This is a genomic window from Pseudacidovorax sp. 1753, from assembly GCF_040544975.1.
Classification (GTDB): Bacteria; Pseudomonadota; Gammaproteobacteria; order Burkholderiales; family Burkholderiaceae_C; genus Xenophilus.
Window position 1 is genome coordinate 37,903 of sequence record NZ_JBEPKY010000029.1, and the last position, 16,487, is coordinate 54,389.

13 protein-coding genes and 1 tRNA gene are annotated in these 16,487 nt (G+C 70.9%); 13 read left to right on the top strand and 1 reads right to left on the bottom strand.

Annotated features, from left to right (window positions below):
- Nucleotides 1–50 precede the first annotated feature (50 nt).
- From ABIC63_RS26980 to ABIC63_RS27015, 8 genes are all read left to right on the top strand, one after another.
- Complete coding sequence (locus tag ABIC63_RS26980) at nucleotides 51–362, top strand: hypothetical protein (RefSeq protein WP_354322019.1); 312 nt, start codon at nucleotides 51–53, stop codon at nucleotides 360–362.
- Between the two features lie 102 nt (nucleotides 363–464).
- Nucleotides 465–3,539 (top strand): formate dehydrogenase-N subunit alpha, encoded by a 3,075-nt coding sequence (gene fdnG, locus ABIC63_RS26985; RefSeq protein WP_354322020.1) that lies wholly within the window; start codon nucleotides 465–467, stop codon nucleotides 3,537–3,539.
- A 15-nt stretch (nucleotides 3,540–3,554) separates the two neighbouring features.
- Nucleotides 3,555–4,508 carry a formate dehydrogenase subunit beta gene (gene fdxH / locus ABIC63_RS26990; RefSeq protein WP_354322021.1) on the top strand — a complete coding sequence of 318 codons (954 nt, stop codon included), beginning with the start codon at nucleotides 3,555–3,557 and terminating at the stop codon, nucleotides 4,506–4,508.
- Nucleotides 4,505–5,128, top strand: a complete 624-nt coding sequence (locus tag ABIC63_RS26995) for a formate dehydrogenase subunit gamma (protein WP_017760180.1) — start codon at nucleotides 4,505–4,507, stop codon at nucleotides 5,126–5,128. The genes fdxH and ABIC63_RS26995 overlap by 4 nt, the downstream gene beginning before the upstream one ends.
- 151 nt (nucleotides 5,129–5,279) lie before the next feature.
- Nucleotides 5,280–6,332, top strand: coding sequence for a formate dehydrogenase accessory protein FdhE (gene fdhE / locus ABIC63_RS27000; protein ID WP_354322022.1), 1,053 nt, complete (start codon nucleotides 5,280–5,282; stop codon nucleotides 6,330–6,332).
- Nucleotides 6,332–7,780 carry an L-seryl-tRNA(Sec) selenium transferase gene (selA, locus tag ABIC63_RS27005; RefSeq protein ID WP_354322023.1) on the top strand — a complete coding sequence of 483 codons (1,449 nt, stop codon included), beginning with the start codon at nucleotides 6,332–6,334 and terminating at the stop codon, nucleotides 7,778–7,780. Before fdhE ends, selA begins: the two co-directional genes overlap by 1 nt.
- A complete protein-coding gene (gene selB, locus ABIC63_RS27010; RefSeq protein ID WP_354322024.1) occupies nucleotides 7,777–9,687 on the top strand; it encodes a selenocysteine-specific translation elongation factor in 1,911 nt (636 codons plus the stop codon). Before selA ends, selB begins: the two co-directional genes overlap by 4 nt.
- Before the next feature lie 114 nt (nucleotides 9,688–9,801).
- Nucleotides 9,802–9,894: transfer RNA gene (locus ABIC63_RS27015), tRNA-Sec, on the top strand.
- A 767-nt stretch (nucleotides 9,895–10,661) separates the two neighbouring features.
- Here ABIC63_RS27015 and selD read toward each other — a convergent pair.
- On the bottom strand, nucleotides 10,662–11,732 hold the full coding sequence (selD, locus tag ABIC63_RS27020) for a selenide, water dikinase SelD (RefSeq protein ID WP_502935919.1): 1,071 nt from the start codon (nucleotides 11,730–11,732) through the stop codon (nucleotides 10,662–10,664).
- A gap of 98 nt (nucleotides 11,733–11,830) precedes the next feature.
- Between selD and ABIC63_RS27025 the strand changes: the two genes are divergently transcribed.
- The 5 genes from ABIC63_RS27025 (at nucleotide 11,831) to mnmH (ending at nucleotide 16,479) form a co-directional block, all read left to right on the top strand.
- Nucleotides 11,831–12,697 (top strand): putative selenate ABC transporter substrate-binding protein, encoded by an 867-nt coding sequence (locus tag ABIC63_RS27025; RefSeq protein WP_354322025.1) that lies wholly within the window; start codon nucleotides 11,831–11,833, stop codon nucleotides 12,695–12,697.
- Between the two features lie 20 nt (nucleotides 12,698–12,717).
- Nucleotides 12,718–13,539 (top strand): phosphonate ABC transporter ATP-binding protein, encoded by an 822-nt coding sequence (locus ABIC63_RS27030; protein WP_354322026.1) that lies wholly within the window; start codon nucleotides 12,718–12,720, stop codon nucleotides 13,537–13,539.
- A gap of 111 nt (nucleotides 13,540–13,650) precedes the next feature.
- Nucleotides 13,651–14,511, top strand: a complete 861-nt coding sequence (locus ABIC63_RS27035) for a PhnE/PtxC family ABC transporter permease (protein ID WP_354322027.1) — start codon at nucleotides 13,651–13,653, stop codon at nucleotides 14,509–14,511.
- Nucleotides 14,508–15,311, top strand: coding sequence for a phosphonate ABC transporter, permease protein PhnE (gene phnE, locus ABIC63_RS27040; protein WP_354322028.1), 804 nt, complete (start codon nucleotides 14,508–14,510; stop codon nucleotides 15,309–15,311). The genes ABIC63_RS27035 and phnE overlap by 4 nt, the downstream gene beginning before the upstream one ends.
- 115 nt (nucleotides 15,312–15,426) lie before the next feature.
- Nucleotides 15,427–16,479 carry a tRNA 2-selenouridine(34) synthase MnmH gene (gene mnmH, locus ABIC63_RS27045; protein WP_354322029.1) on the top strand — a complete coding sequence of 351 codons (1,053 nt, stop codon included), beginning with the start codon at nucleotides 15,427–15,429 and terminating at the stop codon, nucleotides 16,477–16,479.
- Nucleotides 16,480–16,487: the final 8 nt, after the last annotated feature.

Here is a 16,487-nt window from a genome sequence, read left to right on the forward strand (position 1 = left end):
CGGGCGCTGCAACCATGGCGGCCCAACCGATACGACGTCCAAGGAAGCCCATGAACGCCCTCGCCCGATCCGCCCTCGCCATCGCCACCCTGGCCGCCGCTGGCGGCCTGCTGGCCGGCTGCGACCCCAAACCCAAGGCCGAGACGCCCACCGCCGCATCAACCTCCGGCGCCAGTGGGACACCCCAGGGCATCAACCCCGCGCCCTCCCATGCGGGCGTAGACTCCGGCGCCCACAAGGGCCCGGCCGAAGGCAGTTCGGCCATCGGCGGGGTGGCGGCAGGCCAGGCGGCTGGCGGCCACACCGTCGATGGCCCCGCACCGGCACCGTCCAGCGGCGACGGTGCGGCGCCCAAGAACTGACGAGCACCCCGGCGGCGGCCCGAAGAATTCCCACGACAGACGCATCACAGCGCGACCCACGATGAAGCCCACGAAACCCGTGTCATTGCAGGAGGTTCGGTCATGGACATGAACCGCCGCCACTTCTTCCGCGTCAGCGGTGCCGGCCTGGTTGGCTCCAGCCTGGTGGCCCTGGGCTTCTCGCCCACCGCCGCACTGGCCGAGACCCGCCAGTTCAAGCTGGCCCGCACCACCGAGACGCGCCAGACCTGCACCTACTGTTCCGTGGGCTGCGGCCTTCTGATGTACAGCCTGGGCGACAAGGCCAAGAACGTGAAGGCCTCCATCCTTCACATCGAGGGCGACCCGGACCACCCCGTCAACCGCGGCACCCTGTGCCCCAAGGGCGCCGGCCTGCTCGACTTCGTGCACAGCCCGATGCGGCTGAAGTACCCCGAGGTGCGCGAGCCCGGCAGCACCGAGTGGAAACGGGTGAGCTGGGACGAAGCCTTCGGCCGCATCGCCAAGCTGCTCAAGGCCGACCGCGACGCCAACTTCCAGGCCACCAATGCCGCCGGGCAGGTGGTCAACCGCTGGACCTCGTCGGGCATGCTGTGTGCCTCGGCCTCCTCCAACGAAACCGGCTATCTCACGCACAAGGCATTCCGCTCGCTCGGAATGCTCGTCTTCGACAACCAGGCCCGCGTTTGACACGGACCGACGGTGGCCAGTCTGGCCCCGACGTTCGGCCGCGGTGCGATGACCAACCATTGGCAGGACATCCAGAACGCTGATCTGGTCCTGATCATGGGCGGCAATGCCGCAGAAGCGCATCCGTGCGGCTTCAAGTGGGTCATCGAGGCCAAGAAGCACAACAAGGCACGCCTCGTCGTGGTGGACCCGCGCTTCACGCGCTCGGCCGCCGTGGCGGACTACTACGCGCCCATCCGCGCCGGCTCCGACATCGCCTTCCTGGGCGGCGTCATCCACTATCTGCTGAGCCAGGACAAGATCCAGACCGAGTACGTCCGCAACTACACCAACGCCCCCTTCATCGTGGGCCCGGACTACAAGTTCGAGGACGGTCTGTTCAGCGGCTACAACGCCGAAAAGCGCAGCTACGACAACAAGAGCTGGGGCTACGCGCTCGACGAGCAGGGACACGCGAAGGTCGACATGACCATGCAGGACCCGAACTGCGTGCTGCAGGTCATGAAGCGCCACTACGCGCGCTACACGCCCGAGATGGTCAGCCGCATCACGGGCACGCCCCAGGACAAGTTCCTGAAGGTCTGCGAGTACATCGCCAGCACCAGCGTGCCCGGCCGCACCATGACCATCATGTATGCGCTGGGCTGGACGCAACACAGCCAGGGCTCACAGATGATCCGCACCGGCGCCATCGTGCAGCTGCTGCTCGGCAACATCGGCGCGCCCGGCGGCGGCATGAACGCGCTGCGCGGCCACAGCAACATCCAGGGCCTGACGGACCTGGGCCTGCTGTCGAACTCGCTGCCCGGCTACCTCTCGCTGGCCCGCGACACCGAGCAGACGCTGGACGACTACTACAGGCCCCGCGCCCTCAAGCCGCTGCGGCCCAACCAGATGAGCTACTGGCAGAACTACCCCAAGTTCTTCGTCAGCATGCAGAAGGCCTGGTTCGGCAAGGCGGCCACGGCCGAGAACGACTGGGCCTTCCACTACCTGCCCAAGATCGACAAGCTCTACGACGTGCTCCAGGCCTTCGAGCTGATGGACCAGGGCAAGCTCAACGGCTACATCTGCCAGGGCTTCAACCCCGTCGGCTCGTTCCCGGACAAGCACAAGATCGTGCGCAGCCTGTCCAAGCTCAAGTTCCTGGTCACCATCGATCCGCTGATGACCGAGACCAGCGAGTTCTGGCGCAACTTCGGGGAGCACAACGACGTCGATCCCAAGCAGATCCAGACCACGGTGTTCCGCCTGCCCTCCACCTGCTTCGCGGAGGAGAACGGCTCGGTCACCAACTCCAGCCGCTGGCTGCAGTGGCACTGGAAGGGCGCCGAGCCTCCGGGCGAGGCGCTGGCCGACACCGAGATCGTGGGCCAGCTGTTCACGCGCTTGCGCGCGGCCTATGCCAAGGAAGGCGGCGCCTTCCCGGATCCGATCCTCAACCTGGCCTGGAACTACAAGATTCCGACCTCGCCCTCCCCTGAGGAGCTGGCGATGGAATACAACGGCAAGGCGCTGTCGGACCTGACGGATCCGAAGGACCCGACCAAGGTGCTGGCCAAGGCCGGCGAGCAGTTGGCCGGCTTCGGCCTGCTGCGCGACGACGGCTCCACGGCCAGCGGCTGCTGGATCTATGCCGGCGCCTGGACCCAGGCCGGCAACCAGATGGCGCGCCGCGGCAATGCCGACCCCTACGGCATCGGCATGGTGCAGGACTGGGCCTGGGCCTGGCCGGCCAACCGTCGCGTTCTCTACAACGCCGCCTCCGCCGACCCCAAGACCGGCAAGCCCTGGGTGACCAAGCGCCCGCTGGTGTTCTGGGACGGTGCCAAGTGGACCGGCGCCGACGTGCCGGACATCCGCCCCGACGCCAACCCGGCCGACCCGGACGCGGTGCGCCCCTTCATCATGACCGCCGAGGGCGTGGCGCGCCTGTTCGCGCCCACCGGCATGGCCGAAGGCCCGCTGCCGGAGCACTACGAGCCCTTCGAGTCGCCGCTGCCGAACAACCCGCTGCACCCCAACAACAAGGTGGCGCGGGCCAACCCGGCGGCACGCATCTTCAAGGGCGACCTGGAGCGCCTGGGCGTGCCCAAGGACTTCCCGTACGTGGCGACGAGCTACCGTTTGACGGAGCACTTCCACTACTGGACGAAGAACGTGATGACCTCGGCCATCATCCAGCCGCAGCAGTTCGTGGAGATCAGCGATGTGCTGGCGAAGGAAAAGGGCATCGCCAATGGCGACTGGGTCAAGGTGTCGAGCAAGCGCGGCTACATCAAGGCCGTCGCGCTGGTCTCCAAGCGCATCTCGGTGCTGCAGGTGGACGGCAAGACGGTGCACACCGTCGGCCTGCCGAACCACTGGGGATTCGTGGGCGTGGCCAAGCCGGGTTACCTGGTGAACACGCTGACGCCGTTCGTGGGAGATGCGAACACGCAGACGCCCGAATACAAGTCCTTCACCGTCAACATCGAAAAAGCCTAGGGAAGGAGCGCACCCATGTCATCACTCCAATCCCTGGACATCGCCAAGCGCTCGGCCACCACGGTGCAGCCGCCCGTGGTGCGCCACCAGCCGCAGGTGCAGCCCGTTGCCAAGCTGATCGACGTGTCGGCCTGCATCGGCTGCAAGGCCTGCCAGGTGGCCTGCATGCAGTGGAACGACCTGCGCGACGAGGTCGGCACCACCCACGGCACCTACGACAACCCGATGGACCTCTCGCCGGCCTCCTGGACGGTGATGCGCTTCTCGGAAGTCGAGCCCGAAGAGGGCAAGCTGGAGTGGCTGATCCGCAAGGACGGCTGCATGCACTGCGAGGACCCGGGCTGCCTCAAGGCGTGCCCGGCGCCCGGCGCCATCGTCAAGTACACCAACGGCATCGTCGACTTCATCAGCGAGCATTGCGTGGGCTGCGGCAACTGCGTCACGGGCTGCCCCTTCAATGTGCCGCGCATCAACAAGGCGGATAACCGGGCCTACAAGTGCTCGCTGTGCTCCGACCGCGTGGGCGTGGGCCTGGAGCCGGCCTGCGCCAAGGTCTGCCCCACCGGCGCCATCCAGTTCGGCACCAAGGAGGACATGCACGAGTACGCCGCCGAGCGCCTCGTGGACCTCAAGGAGCGCGGCTATGCCAACGCCGGCGTCTACGACCCGCAAGGCGTGGGCGGCACGCACGTCATGTACGTGCTGCAGCATGCCGACCGGCCCGAGCTCTACCACGGCCTGCCCAAGGACCCGACGATCAGCCCGCTGGTCTCGCTCTGGAAGGGCATCGCCAAGCCGCTGGGCCTGCTGGCCATGGCGGGCGCGGTGATCGGCGGCTTCTTCCACTACATGAAGGTGGGGCCGGTCGAGGCCAAGGACGACCAGGACGCCGATGGCGTGGCCGATGACGGCGAGGTCGTCGTTATCGAGAAACCCGCCGCAGACCGCCGTGAAGGAGCCCAGCCATGAGCCGTGTGTACCTGCGCCGCTACAAGGACGGCACGCGGATGAACCACTGGTTCATCGTCGTCATGTTCTTCTGCGCCGCCCTCTCGGGCCTGGCTTTCTTCCACCCGGCGCTGTTTCCGCTGACCAACCTCTTCGGCGGCGGGCAGTGGACGCGCATCCTGCACCCGTTCATGGGCCTGCTGATGGTGCTGGGCTTCGTCTTCATGTTCTTCGGCCTCTGGCGCGAGAACCTGATCGACCGCAACGACGTGGAATGGATGAAGCGTTCGGGCCAGATGCTGGCCGGCCACAAGGAGCACATGCCGCCGGTGGGCAAGTACAACGCCGGCCAGAAACTGGTGTTCTGGGTCATGGCGCTGTCGCTGCTGGTGCTGCTGGCGACGGGCTTCCTGTTCTGGAGCCCGTGGTTCGTGCACTACTTCCCGATCACGCTGCGCCGCGTCGCCGTGGTGCTGCATGCGGCCTCGGCCGTGTTCCTGGTGCTGTCGGTGATCATGCATGTGTACGCCGCCATCTGGGTCAAGGGCACCATGCGCGCCATGACGCGCGGCACTGTGACCGAAGGCTGGGCACGGCTCAACCATCCGGTGTGGCACCGCGAGATGACCGGGCGCGACTGAGCCCGACCGCAGCCCCTCGCGCGCCGGCCCGGCGCGCACGATCCGCCCCACGGCGCCGCACCCGGCCCGTGGGGTTCGTTCTTTCGCCGCCCACGCCCGGGATACCCCTGGCGTGCGCCCAGGCACCCCCATGCTCTAGCATTCGCCCCCGATGACCGAACCCAGCCACCCCGCCGCCTTCTTCGCCAGCACGCGGGTGCTCGAACCCGAGCAGATCGCGATGCAGGCCGGCCAGCGGGTGCCCTTCCTGCGCCTGCCGCAGCGCGCCACGGTGTTCGCCGACCGCGGCCTTCGCCTTCGGCAACTGGCCGCCGGCCATCCGATGCGCGACTACCTGCTCTTCGTGGCCGACATCGCTCAGGCCCAGCACGATGCGCTGCAGCATCACCCGGACGTGAAGCTGCCCGACCTGGCCGCCATCGAGGCGGCCTCGCAGGCGCTGCGCCCGCCCCTTCCGGCCGACCTGTGGCCGCGCGACCCGGCCTGGCGCGCCGTGCTGCGCCAGGTGCTGACGCCGTTGCGCGAGCGCCTGCCCGAGGGCCCCGCGCGCGCGGGCGTGCAGCGCGTGCTCGATGCCGACAGCGACTGGCTGGAGCGCCAGGCCGGCCTGCTCACCCAGGGCATCATGTTCGGCCTGGACCTGGGCACCGCGCCGCTGGTGGCGGCCGGCCTGCAGGTCTACTTCACGCACATGGCCATCGCCACGGCCGGGCAGCACGGCCTGCTGCGCGCCTTCGGCGTGACCGAGCCGCTGACGCGCTGCCCCTGCTGCGGCACGGCGCCCACCGCGGGCGTGATCCGCATCGGCGCCGACGATGCCGGCGTGCGCTACCTGCAGTGCGCGCTGTGCAGCACCCAGTGGCATTACGTGCGCATCAAGTGCGCGAACTGCGAGAGCACCAAGGGCATCCACTACCAGTCTCTGGAACCCGAGGGCGAGGCCGCGCCGGAGCGACCGGTGGGTCTCAAGCCCGGTGCCGTGCGCGCCGAATGCTGCGACGAATGCGGCCACTACCTCAAGCTCGTGGCCATGGACCGCGACCCCGAGGTCGAGCCCGTGGCCGACGACCTGGCCAGCCTGCCGCTGGACCTGCTGGTCTCCGAGGCCGGCCATGCACGCATCGGCCACAACCTGATGCTGCTCTTCGGCGATCCCGAGCCCGAAGCGGCGGGCGCACCGCCCGACGACGGCGGGGGCGGCTGATGGCCCCGCCCGACGAGTCCGTGGTCCACGGCTCCAAGGCGCATCCCAAGGATCTGCCCGCCGTCGACCGACTGCTTCGTGCCCCGGACACGCAGGCCCTTCTGGCCGTGCACGGCCACACCCTGGTGGCCGGCGAGGCACGCGCCCTGCTCGACGCCCTGCGCCCGCGTGCCATGGCCGGCGAGCTGCCCATCGCCGAGGTGCAGCCTGCGGCGCTGCAGGAAGCCCTCCAGCAGCGCGTGCAGGCCCGGCTGGCGCCGCACATGCAGCGGGTGCTCAACCTCACCGGCACCGTCATCCACACCAACCTCGGCCGCGCGCTGCTGGCCGACGAGGCCCTGGCCCATCTGCTGCGGCTGATGGCCGGCCCCAACAACCTGGAGTACGACCTCGTCACCGGCGGCCGCGGCGACCGCGACACGGTGGTGGAAGAACTGCTGACCACGCTCACCGGCGCCGAGGCCGCCACCGTGGTCAACAACAACGCCGCCGCCGTGTTGCTGACGCTGGGCGCGCTGGCGCGCGACCGCGAGGTGATCGTCTCGCGCGGCGAACTGGTGGAGATCGGCGGCGCCTTCCGCATGCCCGACGTGATGGCCTCGGCCGGCGCGCACATGGTGGAGGTGGGCACCACCAACCGCACCCATCCGCGCGATTACGAAGAGGCCATCACCGAGCGCACCGCGCTGCTGCTCAAGGTGCACACCAGCAACTACGCCGTGCAGGGCTTCACCTCGGCCGTGGATGAATCGGTGCTGGCCGGTATCGCCCATGCGCGTGGCCTGCCGGTGGCCACCGACCTGGGCAGTGGCTCGCTGGTGGACCTGGCCGCCTACGGCCTGCCGCGCGAGCCGCTGCCGCAGGAGAAGCTGGCCGCCGGCTGCGACGTGGTCACCTTCTCCGGCGACAAGCTGCTGGGCGGTCCGCAGGCCGGCCTGATCGTCGGCAGCAAGGAGGCCGTGGGCCGCATCCGCAAGTTTCCGATGAAGCGGGCCCTGCGCATGAGCAAGCTGCCGCTGGCCGCGCTGGAGGCCACGCTGATGCTCTACCTGCGTCCCGAGCGACTGGCGCAGGACCTGCCCACGCTGCGCCTGCTCACGCGTCCGCTCGAAGCCATCCAGGCCACCGCCCGCGCCGTGCACGGGCCGCTGGCCGAGGCCGTGGCGCCGCGCTTCACGGTGGAAGCCGTCGCGCTGCAGGGCCAGATCGGCAGCGGCTCGCTGCCGGTGGAGCGCCTGCCCTCGGCCGGACTGGCGCTCGCCCCGGCCGGCGTCGCCAAGAAAGGCACCGGCCGTGCCCTCGACCAGCTGGCCCAGGCGCTGCGGCAGTTGCCCCTGCCGGTGATCGGCCGCATCGCCGACGACCGCCTGCTGCTGGACCTGCGCTGCCTGGAAGACGCCGCCGATCTGCTCGGCCAGTTGCCGCGCCTGCGCGAGCGCCTCGCATGATCATCGGCACCGCCGGCCACATCGACCACGGCAAGACCACGCTGGTGCGCGCCTTGACCGGCGTGGACACCGACCGCCTGCCGGAGGAGAAGCGCCGCGGCATCTCCATCGAGCTGGGCTATGCCTACCTGCAGGCCGGCGACATCTCCCTGGGCTTCGTCGACGTGCCCGGCCACGAGCGCCTGCTGCACACCATGCTGGCCGGCGCCACCGGCATCGACCATGCGCTGCTGGTGGTGGCCGCCGACGACGGCGTGATGCCCCAGACCCGCGAGCACCTGGCCGTGGTCGCACTGCTGGGCCTGGACCGCAGCAGCGTGGCCCTGACCAAGATCGACCGCATCGATCCTGCCGGGCGCGAGGCCCGCATCGCCCAACTGCGCGCCGAGATCGCCGAACTGCTCGCGGGTACACCGCTGGCTGGGTCACCGCTGTTCCCGGTCTCGGCCCAGACCGGCGAGGGCCTGGAGCCGCTGCGCCAGCACCTGCTGCAGGCCGCAGGTGACGTGCGCGCCCACGACGACGCCCTCGCCTTCCGCCTGGCAGCCGACCGCGCCTTCACGCTGGCGGGTGTCGGCACCGTGGCCACCGGCACCGTCCACGCCGGCACCGCCCGCATCGGCGACGAACTGCGCCTGGTGCCCGGCGAACGCAGCGCCCGGCTGCGCGGCATCCACGCGCAGAACCTGCCCGCTGACAAAGCGCGCGCCGGCCAGCGCTGCGCGCTCGCCTTGGCCGGCCTCGCCAAGGAAGACGTGCGCCGCGGCGACTGGCTGTGCGACCCGGCCATCGCCCTCGCCACGACGCGCATCGACGTCCAGCTCACGCTGTGGCCCGGCGAGGCGCAGGCGCTGCGCTCGGGCGTGCCGGTGCACGTGCACCTGGGCGCCAGCGACGTGATGGCCTCCATCGCCCTGCTCGACCGCGACAGCCTGCTGCCCGGCGACACCGCCCTGGCCCAGCTGGTACTGCGCGAGCCCGTCGCCGCCTGGCACGGCGACCGCGGCGTGCTGCGCGATGCCAGCGCCACACGGACCGTGGCCGGCGTGCGCGTGCTCGACCCCTTCGCCCCCGTGCGCTACCGCCGCACGCCCCAACGCCTGGCCGAACTGGCAGCCTGGGCGCTGCCGGACCGTGCCGCCTTGCTCGATGGCCTGCTGCAGGCCGCCCCGCTGGGCCTCGATGCCGCCCGCCTGGCCCGCGCCCTGGCCCTGCCTGGCCCCGACGCACTGGCGCCCTTGCCCGCCGATGCGCTGCGCATCGACAGCATGCTGATCACGCGCCGCCATCTCGAAGCGCTGCAGGCCCAGGTCATCGAACGCCTGCGCGCCTTCCACGAGGCCCAGCCGGCGGAGATCGGCCCCGACGCGCGCCGCCTGCGCCGCCTGGCCGGCCCGCGCACCGACGATGGCCTGTGGCGCGCGCTGGTCGAATCGCTGGTGGCCGATGGCCGCCTGGTGCGCAGCGCCCACTGGCTGCACCTGCCGGACCATGCGGCCCGCCTCAATGCGGCCGAAGAGAAGCTCGCGCAGCAACTGCTGCCGAAGCTGGCGAATGGCGGTTTCGATCCGCCCTGGGTGCGCGATCTGGCCAAGGATCTGGCCGCCAGCGAGGCCATGGTGCGCCAAACGCTGGCCAGCCTGGCCCGGCGTGGCGCGGCCTTCCAGGTGGTCAAAGACCTGTACTATCCGCTGCCCACCGTCGAGCGGCTGGCGGCCCTGGCCCGCGACTGCATCAACGGCCCGGCCGGCCTGCAGGCGGCCAGCTTCCGCGACGCCACCGGCCTCGGCCGCAAGCGCGCGATCCAGATCCTGGAGTTCTTCGACCGCGTGGGCTACACGCGGCGGGTGAAGGACACGCACCTGCTGCGGCCGGATACGGCGATGTTCGGGGGGCGGGGCGCATGAGAGTCCGTGCAATGCCGGCCACGAAGGTGGCAGGGTTGGCGCCGCAGGCGACCGGGCAGCGGCGGGGCCGCGCAAGACAACATTCCATGGGCGCCGCGCAGCGGCCGCCCATTCGGAGGGGAAACGTCCCTGGTGGGGCGGCCGGGCTTCAAACCCGGTGGGTGGCGCCACGCGTCGCTGGGAGGGTTCGACTCCCTCTCCCCTCCGCCCTTTCGGGGGCATCCGCCTGCTGCGCGGGTCGATCTTGCACCTGCGATGCTCGCCGTACCCATGTACGGCTGCGCTTCTCGGCGCAACCTCGACCCGCTCGCGACGGCGGCTATCCCCCGAAAGGCGTATCGGAGTCAGGTTTGCTGCAAGTTCAAGCGTCGAGGACGGCGCGCTCTTGCTCCCTCTCCCTCTGGGAGAGGGTTGGGGTGAGGGCCCGGGCGGTGGCTCACGTGCAGCGCATCCACCGCCGCTGGCCCCTCACCCAACCTCTCCCCAGAGGGGAGAGGAGTCAAACCAGGCTCCACAAGGCCAAGGGCCGCGCCCGGCGGGCAATCCCGAAGGGGGGCCCGTCCCACGCACGCCCCGGAGCCTGGTGCGGGGTGCCCGCGGGTGGCGCCCTCAGGATGCGCCGAGGCGCGCAGCCGGATGAGCGAGGCCCGCGGTCTCCGCGGGCCGTTCCTTCTGACTCGCGGCATCTGTCTGAGCGGAGCTGCCTGCGGCAGCGCAGCGAGTTATGCCGCGCGCTCATCCGGCGAGCACCGCAGGTTCCGCGAGCGTTCAGCGAGCGGCGCAGCCTGTGGGCGACGCCCGCGGGTGCCCCGCACCAGGCGGACCTCATCGAACGCACCCTGGAAACGGCTCAAGACACCGACGCGCTTCGCCCCCAGCACCCAGGCAAGACGGCAAACACTTCAGAACGAAAAACCCACGCCCGGACACCAACGAGCGCGCTCCCCGCGGTCCGTAAAGGACCAAGCACCGTCTCAGCCTTCGACCACCAACCCCGCGGAACCCGCCTCGCAACGACCGATCACAGCCGCCGACTCGAAGCCCTCCTCGCGGAACACGCCCAGCACCGCATCGACCGCCTCCGGCGCGCAACTCACCAGCAGCCCACCCGCCGTCTGCGGATCGGTCACCAGGGCCTGTGCAACCTCAGGCAGCCCAGCGGACAAGGACACCGAGGCCCCATAGCCCGCCCAGTTGCGCCCCGACGCCCCCGTCACGAAGCCATCGGCCGCCATCGCCGCCACGCCCTCCAGCAGCGGCACGCGCGGCCACTCGATCACCACCCGCAGCCCCGCGCCCCGCGCCAGCTCCAGCCCATGGCCGGCCAGACCGAAGCCCGTCACGTCAGTGATCGCATGCACGCCGTCCAGCGCCGCCAGCTTCGGCCCCGGCGTGTTGAGCTTCGTCGTGTTGGCGATCAGCTGCCGGTAGCCCGCCTCCGGCAGCTTCTCCTTCTTGAGCGCCGCCGACAGCACGCCCACGCCCAGCGGCTTGCCCAGCACCAGCACGTCGCCCGGCCGCGCATCGGCATTGCGCCGCACGCGGTCCGGGTGCACCAGCCCCAGCGCCACCAGGCCGTAGATCGGCTCCACCGAATCGATGGTGTGGCCACCCGCGATCGGGATGCCCGCCGCGCGGCACACGTCCTGCCCGCCGCGCACGATGTCGCCGATCACCTCGACGGGCAGCTGGTTGACCGGCATCGCCACCAGCGCCAGCGCCAGGATCGGCCGGCCACCCATCGCGTAGACATCGCTGATCGCATTGGTCGCGGCGATGCGGCCGAACTCGTAGGGGTCGTCCACGATCGGCATGAAAAAATCGGTGGTCGCCACCAGCGCCTGTTCGTCGTTCAAGCGATAGACCGCCGCATCGTCGGCCGTCTCGATGCCCACCATCAGCTCGGGCGGAATCAGCCCCGCCCCGCTGCTGCGCAGGATCTCGCTGAGCACGCCCGGTGCGATCTTGCAGCCGCAGCCGCCCCCGTGCGAGAAGCTGGTCAGGCGCATCGGCGCCAGCGGGTTCATCGGTCGCAGCTGCTGCATTGCAGTGTTCTCCTGAGGGCGGATTGGGAAAGCGCCGGATTATCGAAGCGCCCCCATTCCTGCCCTTGCCATCCTGTCTTTTCAACGAGGCCAACACCATGACCTTCTCTCGCCGCGCCACCCTGGCCGCCCTGCTCGCCACCGCCGCCGTCGCCACGCTCCCGGCCCATGCCCAGACCGGCACCCTGCGCGTGTCCGCCATTCCCGACGAAGCGCCCACGGAGCTGCAGCGCAAGTTCGCCCCGCTGGGCGAATACCTCAAGCAGCAGACCGGCATGAACGTGCAGTTCACGCCCGTGACCGACTACGCCGCCGTGGTCGAGGGCCTGGCCACCAACAAGATCGACCTGGCCTGGCTGGGCGGCTTCACCTACGTGCAGGCCAGGATCCGCACCAACGGCGGCGCCAAGCCGATCGTGCAGCGCGCCGAGGACGAGGCCTTCACCAGCAAGTTCATCGTGCCGGCCGACAGCAGCGCCAAGACCCTGGCCGACCTCAAGGGCAAGACCTTCGCCTTCGGCGCGCCCTCCTCCACCTCGGGCAGCCTGATGCCGCGCTTCTTCCTGCTGAAGGACGGCATCAACCCCGAGAAGGACTTCAAGACCGTCGCCTACTCCGGCGCGCACGACGCCACCGTGGCCTTCGTGGCCGCGGGCCGGGCCGAGGCCGGCGTGCTCAACGCCTCGGTGTGGGACAAGCTGGTCGAGGCCAAGAACCCCAACGCCGCCAAGGTGCGCGTGCTGGCCACCACGCCGCCCTACTTCGACTACAACTGGACGGTGCGCCCCGGCCTGGACCCGGTGCTGACCAAGAAGCTGACCGACGCCTTCCTGCAGCTCGACCCGTCCAAGCCCGAGCACAAGGAGATCATGCAGCTGCAGCGCGCCAGCAAGTTCGTGCCCACGCAGTCGTCCAACTACGACGGCATCGAGGCCGCCGGCAAGTCGGCCGGCCTGATCAAGTAAGTCCCCCTGAAAGGCGCAGCGTGAGCTTTGCACTGGAAGGCGTGGGCCTGGTCCATCCCAACGGACAGCGGGCGCTCGAAGGCGTGACGCTGGCCGCGCGGCCGGGCGAGCGCATCGCCTTCATCGGCCCCTCGGGCGCAGGCAAGACCACGCTTCTGCGCATCCTGGGCGCGGCGCTGCGGCCGAGCGAGGGCCAGGTGCGACTGCTGGACCAGGCACCCTGGCAAGCCGACGCGCGGCGCCTGCGCGCCCTGCGCGCGCGCATCGGCACCGTGCACCAGCAGCCGCCCATCGCGCCGCGTCTGCGGGCCGTGACGGCGGTGCTCTCGGGCCGGCTGGGTCAGTGGTCCACGCTCCGCGCGCTGGGCTCGCTGCTGCGGCCCACCGACCTGCAGGGCGCGCATGCCGCGCTGGCGCAGGTGGGCATCGAGGACCGGCTCTTCGAGCGCTGCGACCGGCTCTCCGGCGGGCAGTTCCAGCGCGTAGCGGTGGCGCGCGTGCTCTACCAGAGGCCCGACCTCCTGCTGGCCGACGAGCCCGTCTCCGCCCTCGATCCCACGCTGGCCGACACCACCCTGCGCGCGCTGGCCGCGCAGAGCGAGGCCACCGGCGCGACGCTGTGCGCCTCGCTGCATGCGGTGGACCTGGCGCTGCGCTGGTTCCCGCGCGTGGTCGGGTTGCAGGCCGGGCGCGTGCTGTTCGACCTGCCGGCGGCCGCGGTCACGCCGGAGCGGCTTTCCGCGCTGTATGCGGCGGAAGGTGGCCTGCCCGCCGCCGACGAGGCCACGGCAACGGCGGTGATGCCGCCGGCCGCGGCCTTCATTCCTTCGGGCTGCCGATGATCGGGCGGCCCGCCTTTCCTGCCTTCGGGTGGCCGATGGCCCCGCGTTCCACCGGCATACGCGCCGACTTCCGATGACGCCGCAGCCCACCTTTTTCCGCTCGGAACGCCAATGCCCAGTCGCACGCTGACTGCTGCGCAGGCCCCGTCGGACGCACCACCGCTGCGCGACCCGGCTGCACGCCGCCGCCTGGTCGGCGCACTGGCGGCCCTCGCCATCGCCTGGCCGGTGCTGCAGCTGTCCGAGTTCCAGCCCTGGCAGTTGCTGACCAGCGGCAACCTGGCCGTGATCGGCGGCTTCCTCGCCGCCTTCTGGCCGCCCTCGCTGGCCCCCGACTTCTTGGCCCTGCTCGGCCGCGCCACCCTGGAGACGCTGGCCATGGCCACGGCCGGCACCACGCTGGCCTTTGTGATCGCGGTGCCGCTGGCCTTCGCTGCCACGCGGGCGCTGTCGGTGTCGCGCCTCGGCCCCGGTCCGGGCCGGCTGCGCGGTGGCATCGTGCGCCGGACGGCGCGGCTGCTGCTGATGGGCCTGCGCGCCATTCCCGAGATCGTCTGGGCGCTGCTCTTCGTGCGTGCGATGGGCCTGGGCCCGGCGGCCGGCGTGCTGGCCCTGGCCGTCACCTACGGCGGCATGCTGGGCAAGGTGTATGCCGAGATCCTGGAGTCGGTGGACAACCGGCCGGCCCAGGCGCTGCTCGAATCGGGCAGCAGCCGCATCGCCGCCCTGGCCTACGGCCTGCTGCCCAACGCGGCGCAGGAGCTGGCCTCGTACACCGTCTACCGCTGGGAATGCGCGGTGCGCGCCTCGGTGGTCATGGGCTTCGTCGGCGCCGGCGGCCTGGGCCAGCTGATGGACCAGTCGATGAAGATGCTCAACGGCGGCGAGGCCTGCAGCATCCTGCTGGTCTTCCTGGCGCTGGTGCTGCTCGCGGATGCGCTGTCGAATGGGTTGCGGAGGCTGCTGGCATGAACGGCAATGTCGCCAAGAACCTTCCCCCGCGCCCCGCGCCCTGCTGGCGTTGCCGCGGCGTGCTCGCTGCCGTGCTGGCCGCCATCGTCGCCAGCTTCGCCTGGCTGGGGCTGGACATGTCGGCGCTGGTCTCGGCCGAATCGATGGGCCACATGGGCCGCTTCGTGGCCGAGTTCTTCCCGCCCGACCTGTCGCCCGACTTCCTGGCGCGCACGGCCCACGGCGCGCTGCAGACGCTGGCTGTCTCCGCACTCGGCACGGTGCTGGCCATGGCCGCCGGCGCGGTGCTGGCGCTGCCGGCGTCGGGCCGCGCAGGCTGGCCGCTGCAGCAGGCCGCGCGCTTCGTGCTCAACCTGCTGCGCAGCGTCCCCGAGCTGGTGTGGGCCGCGCTGATGGTGCTGGCCGCTGGCATCGGCCCCTTCGCCGGCGCGCTGGCGCTGTCGCTGCACACCACCGGCGTGCTGGGCCGCCTCTTCGCCGAGGCGCTGGAGAACGCGCCGTCCGCCCCCGAGCGCGCCCTGCGCGAGGCCGGTGCCGGCCGCATCGCCGCCTTCGGCTACGCCAGCCTGCCGCTGGTGGCCCCGCAGTGGCTGGCCTACAGCCTCTACCGCTGGGAGATGAACATCCGCATGGCCGCCGTGCTCGGCTTCGTGGGCGGCGGCGGGCTGGGGCAGATGCTGTACTTCCACCTGTCGATCTTCCAGCAGGCGCAGTCGATGACGGTGCTGCTGGGCATGTTCGCGCTGGTGGCGGGGGTGGACGGCGCCAGCGGCTGGGTGCGGCGGCGCTGGGGCGCCTGAAGTGACGACGGCCGCGCTGCGCCGGCAGCCGTCCAGACCAACGCTGGCGGGACCGGCTCATGGCCGATCCCCCTTGGCGCCGCAGCACTGAGACGCCCGCCGACAATCGCGCCCCATGAGCCAGCCCCGTCCCGTCCGCCCGGAAGACCGCCACGCCTTCGACACCGTCATCGACGCACGCTCCCCCTCCGAATTCGCGCTGGACCACATTCCCGGTGCCATCAACTGCCCAGTGCTCGACGACGAGGAGCGCCGCGTCGTCGGCACGCTCTACCACCAGCAGGGCGCCTTCGAGGCACGCCGCGCGGGCGGCGCGATGGTGGCGGCCAATCTGGCGCGGCACCTGCAGAGCCCGGTCATGGCCGAACGGCCGATCAAGTGGCGGCCGCTGGTCTACTGCTGGCGCGGCGGCCTGCGCAGCGGCTCCATGGTGCAGTGGATGCGCCTGGTGGGCTGGGACGCGCAGCAGCTGGCCGGCGGCTACAAGTCCTTCCGCAAGCACGTTGTCACGCAGATCGACCAGCTGGTGCCGGCGATGCAGCTGCGCGTGATCGTCGGTGCCACCGGCAGCGCCAAGACCCGCGTGCTGGAGGCCCTGGCCAAACGCGGCGCCCAGGTGCTGGACCTGGAGGCCGCCGCCTGCCACAAGGGCTCGCTGCTGGGCGCCTGGCCCGGCGTGCCCCAGCCTTCGCAGAAGCAGTTCGAGACCCGCATCGCCGCCGCGCTGGAGGCCTGCGACCCCTCACGGCCACTGTACGTGGAAGGCGAAAGCCCGCGCATCGGGCGCCTGTCGGTGCCGCAGCCTCTGGTGGAGCGCATGCGTGCGGCCGACTGCATCGAGATCCGCGCCACGTCCGAGGCGCGCCTGGCCTACCTGCTGACCGACTATGCCTACCTGGGCGACGACCGCGAGGCGCTGGCCGAGCGCCTGGGCGCGCTCAAGGAGATGCAGGGCAAGGAGACGGTGCAGCGCTGGCAGCAGTGGGCCCGCGAGGGCGCGTTGCCGCTGCTCTTCGGTGAGCTGATGGCCTTGCACTACGACCCGCACTACGAGCGCTCGCAGGCGCGGCACTTCCATGCGTGGGCCACGCGGCGGCCAGTGGAGGTATCGGCGCTGGGGCCGCAGGACATCGCCGCGGCGGCAGACGCGGTGCTGGCGCTGGGCTGAATCCTGGC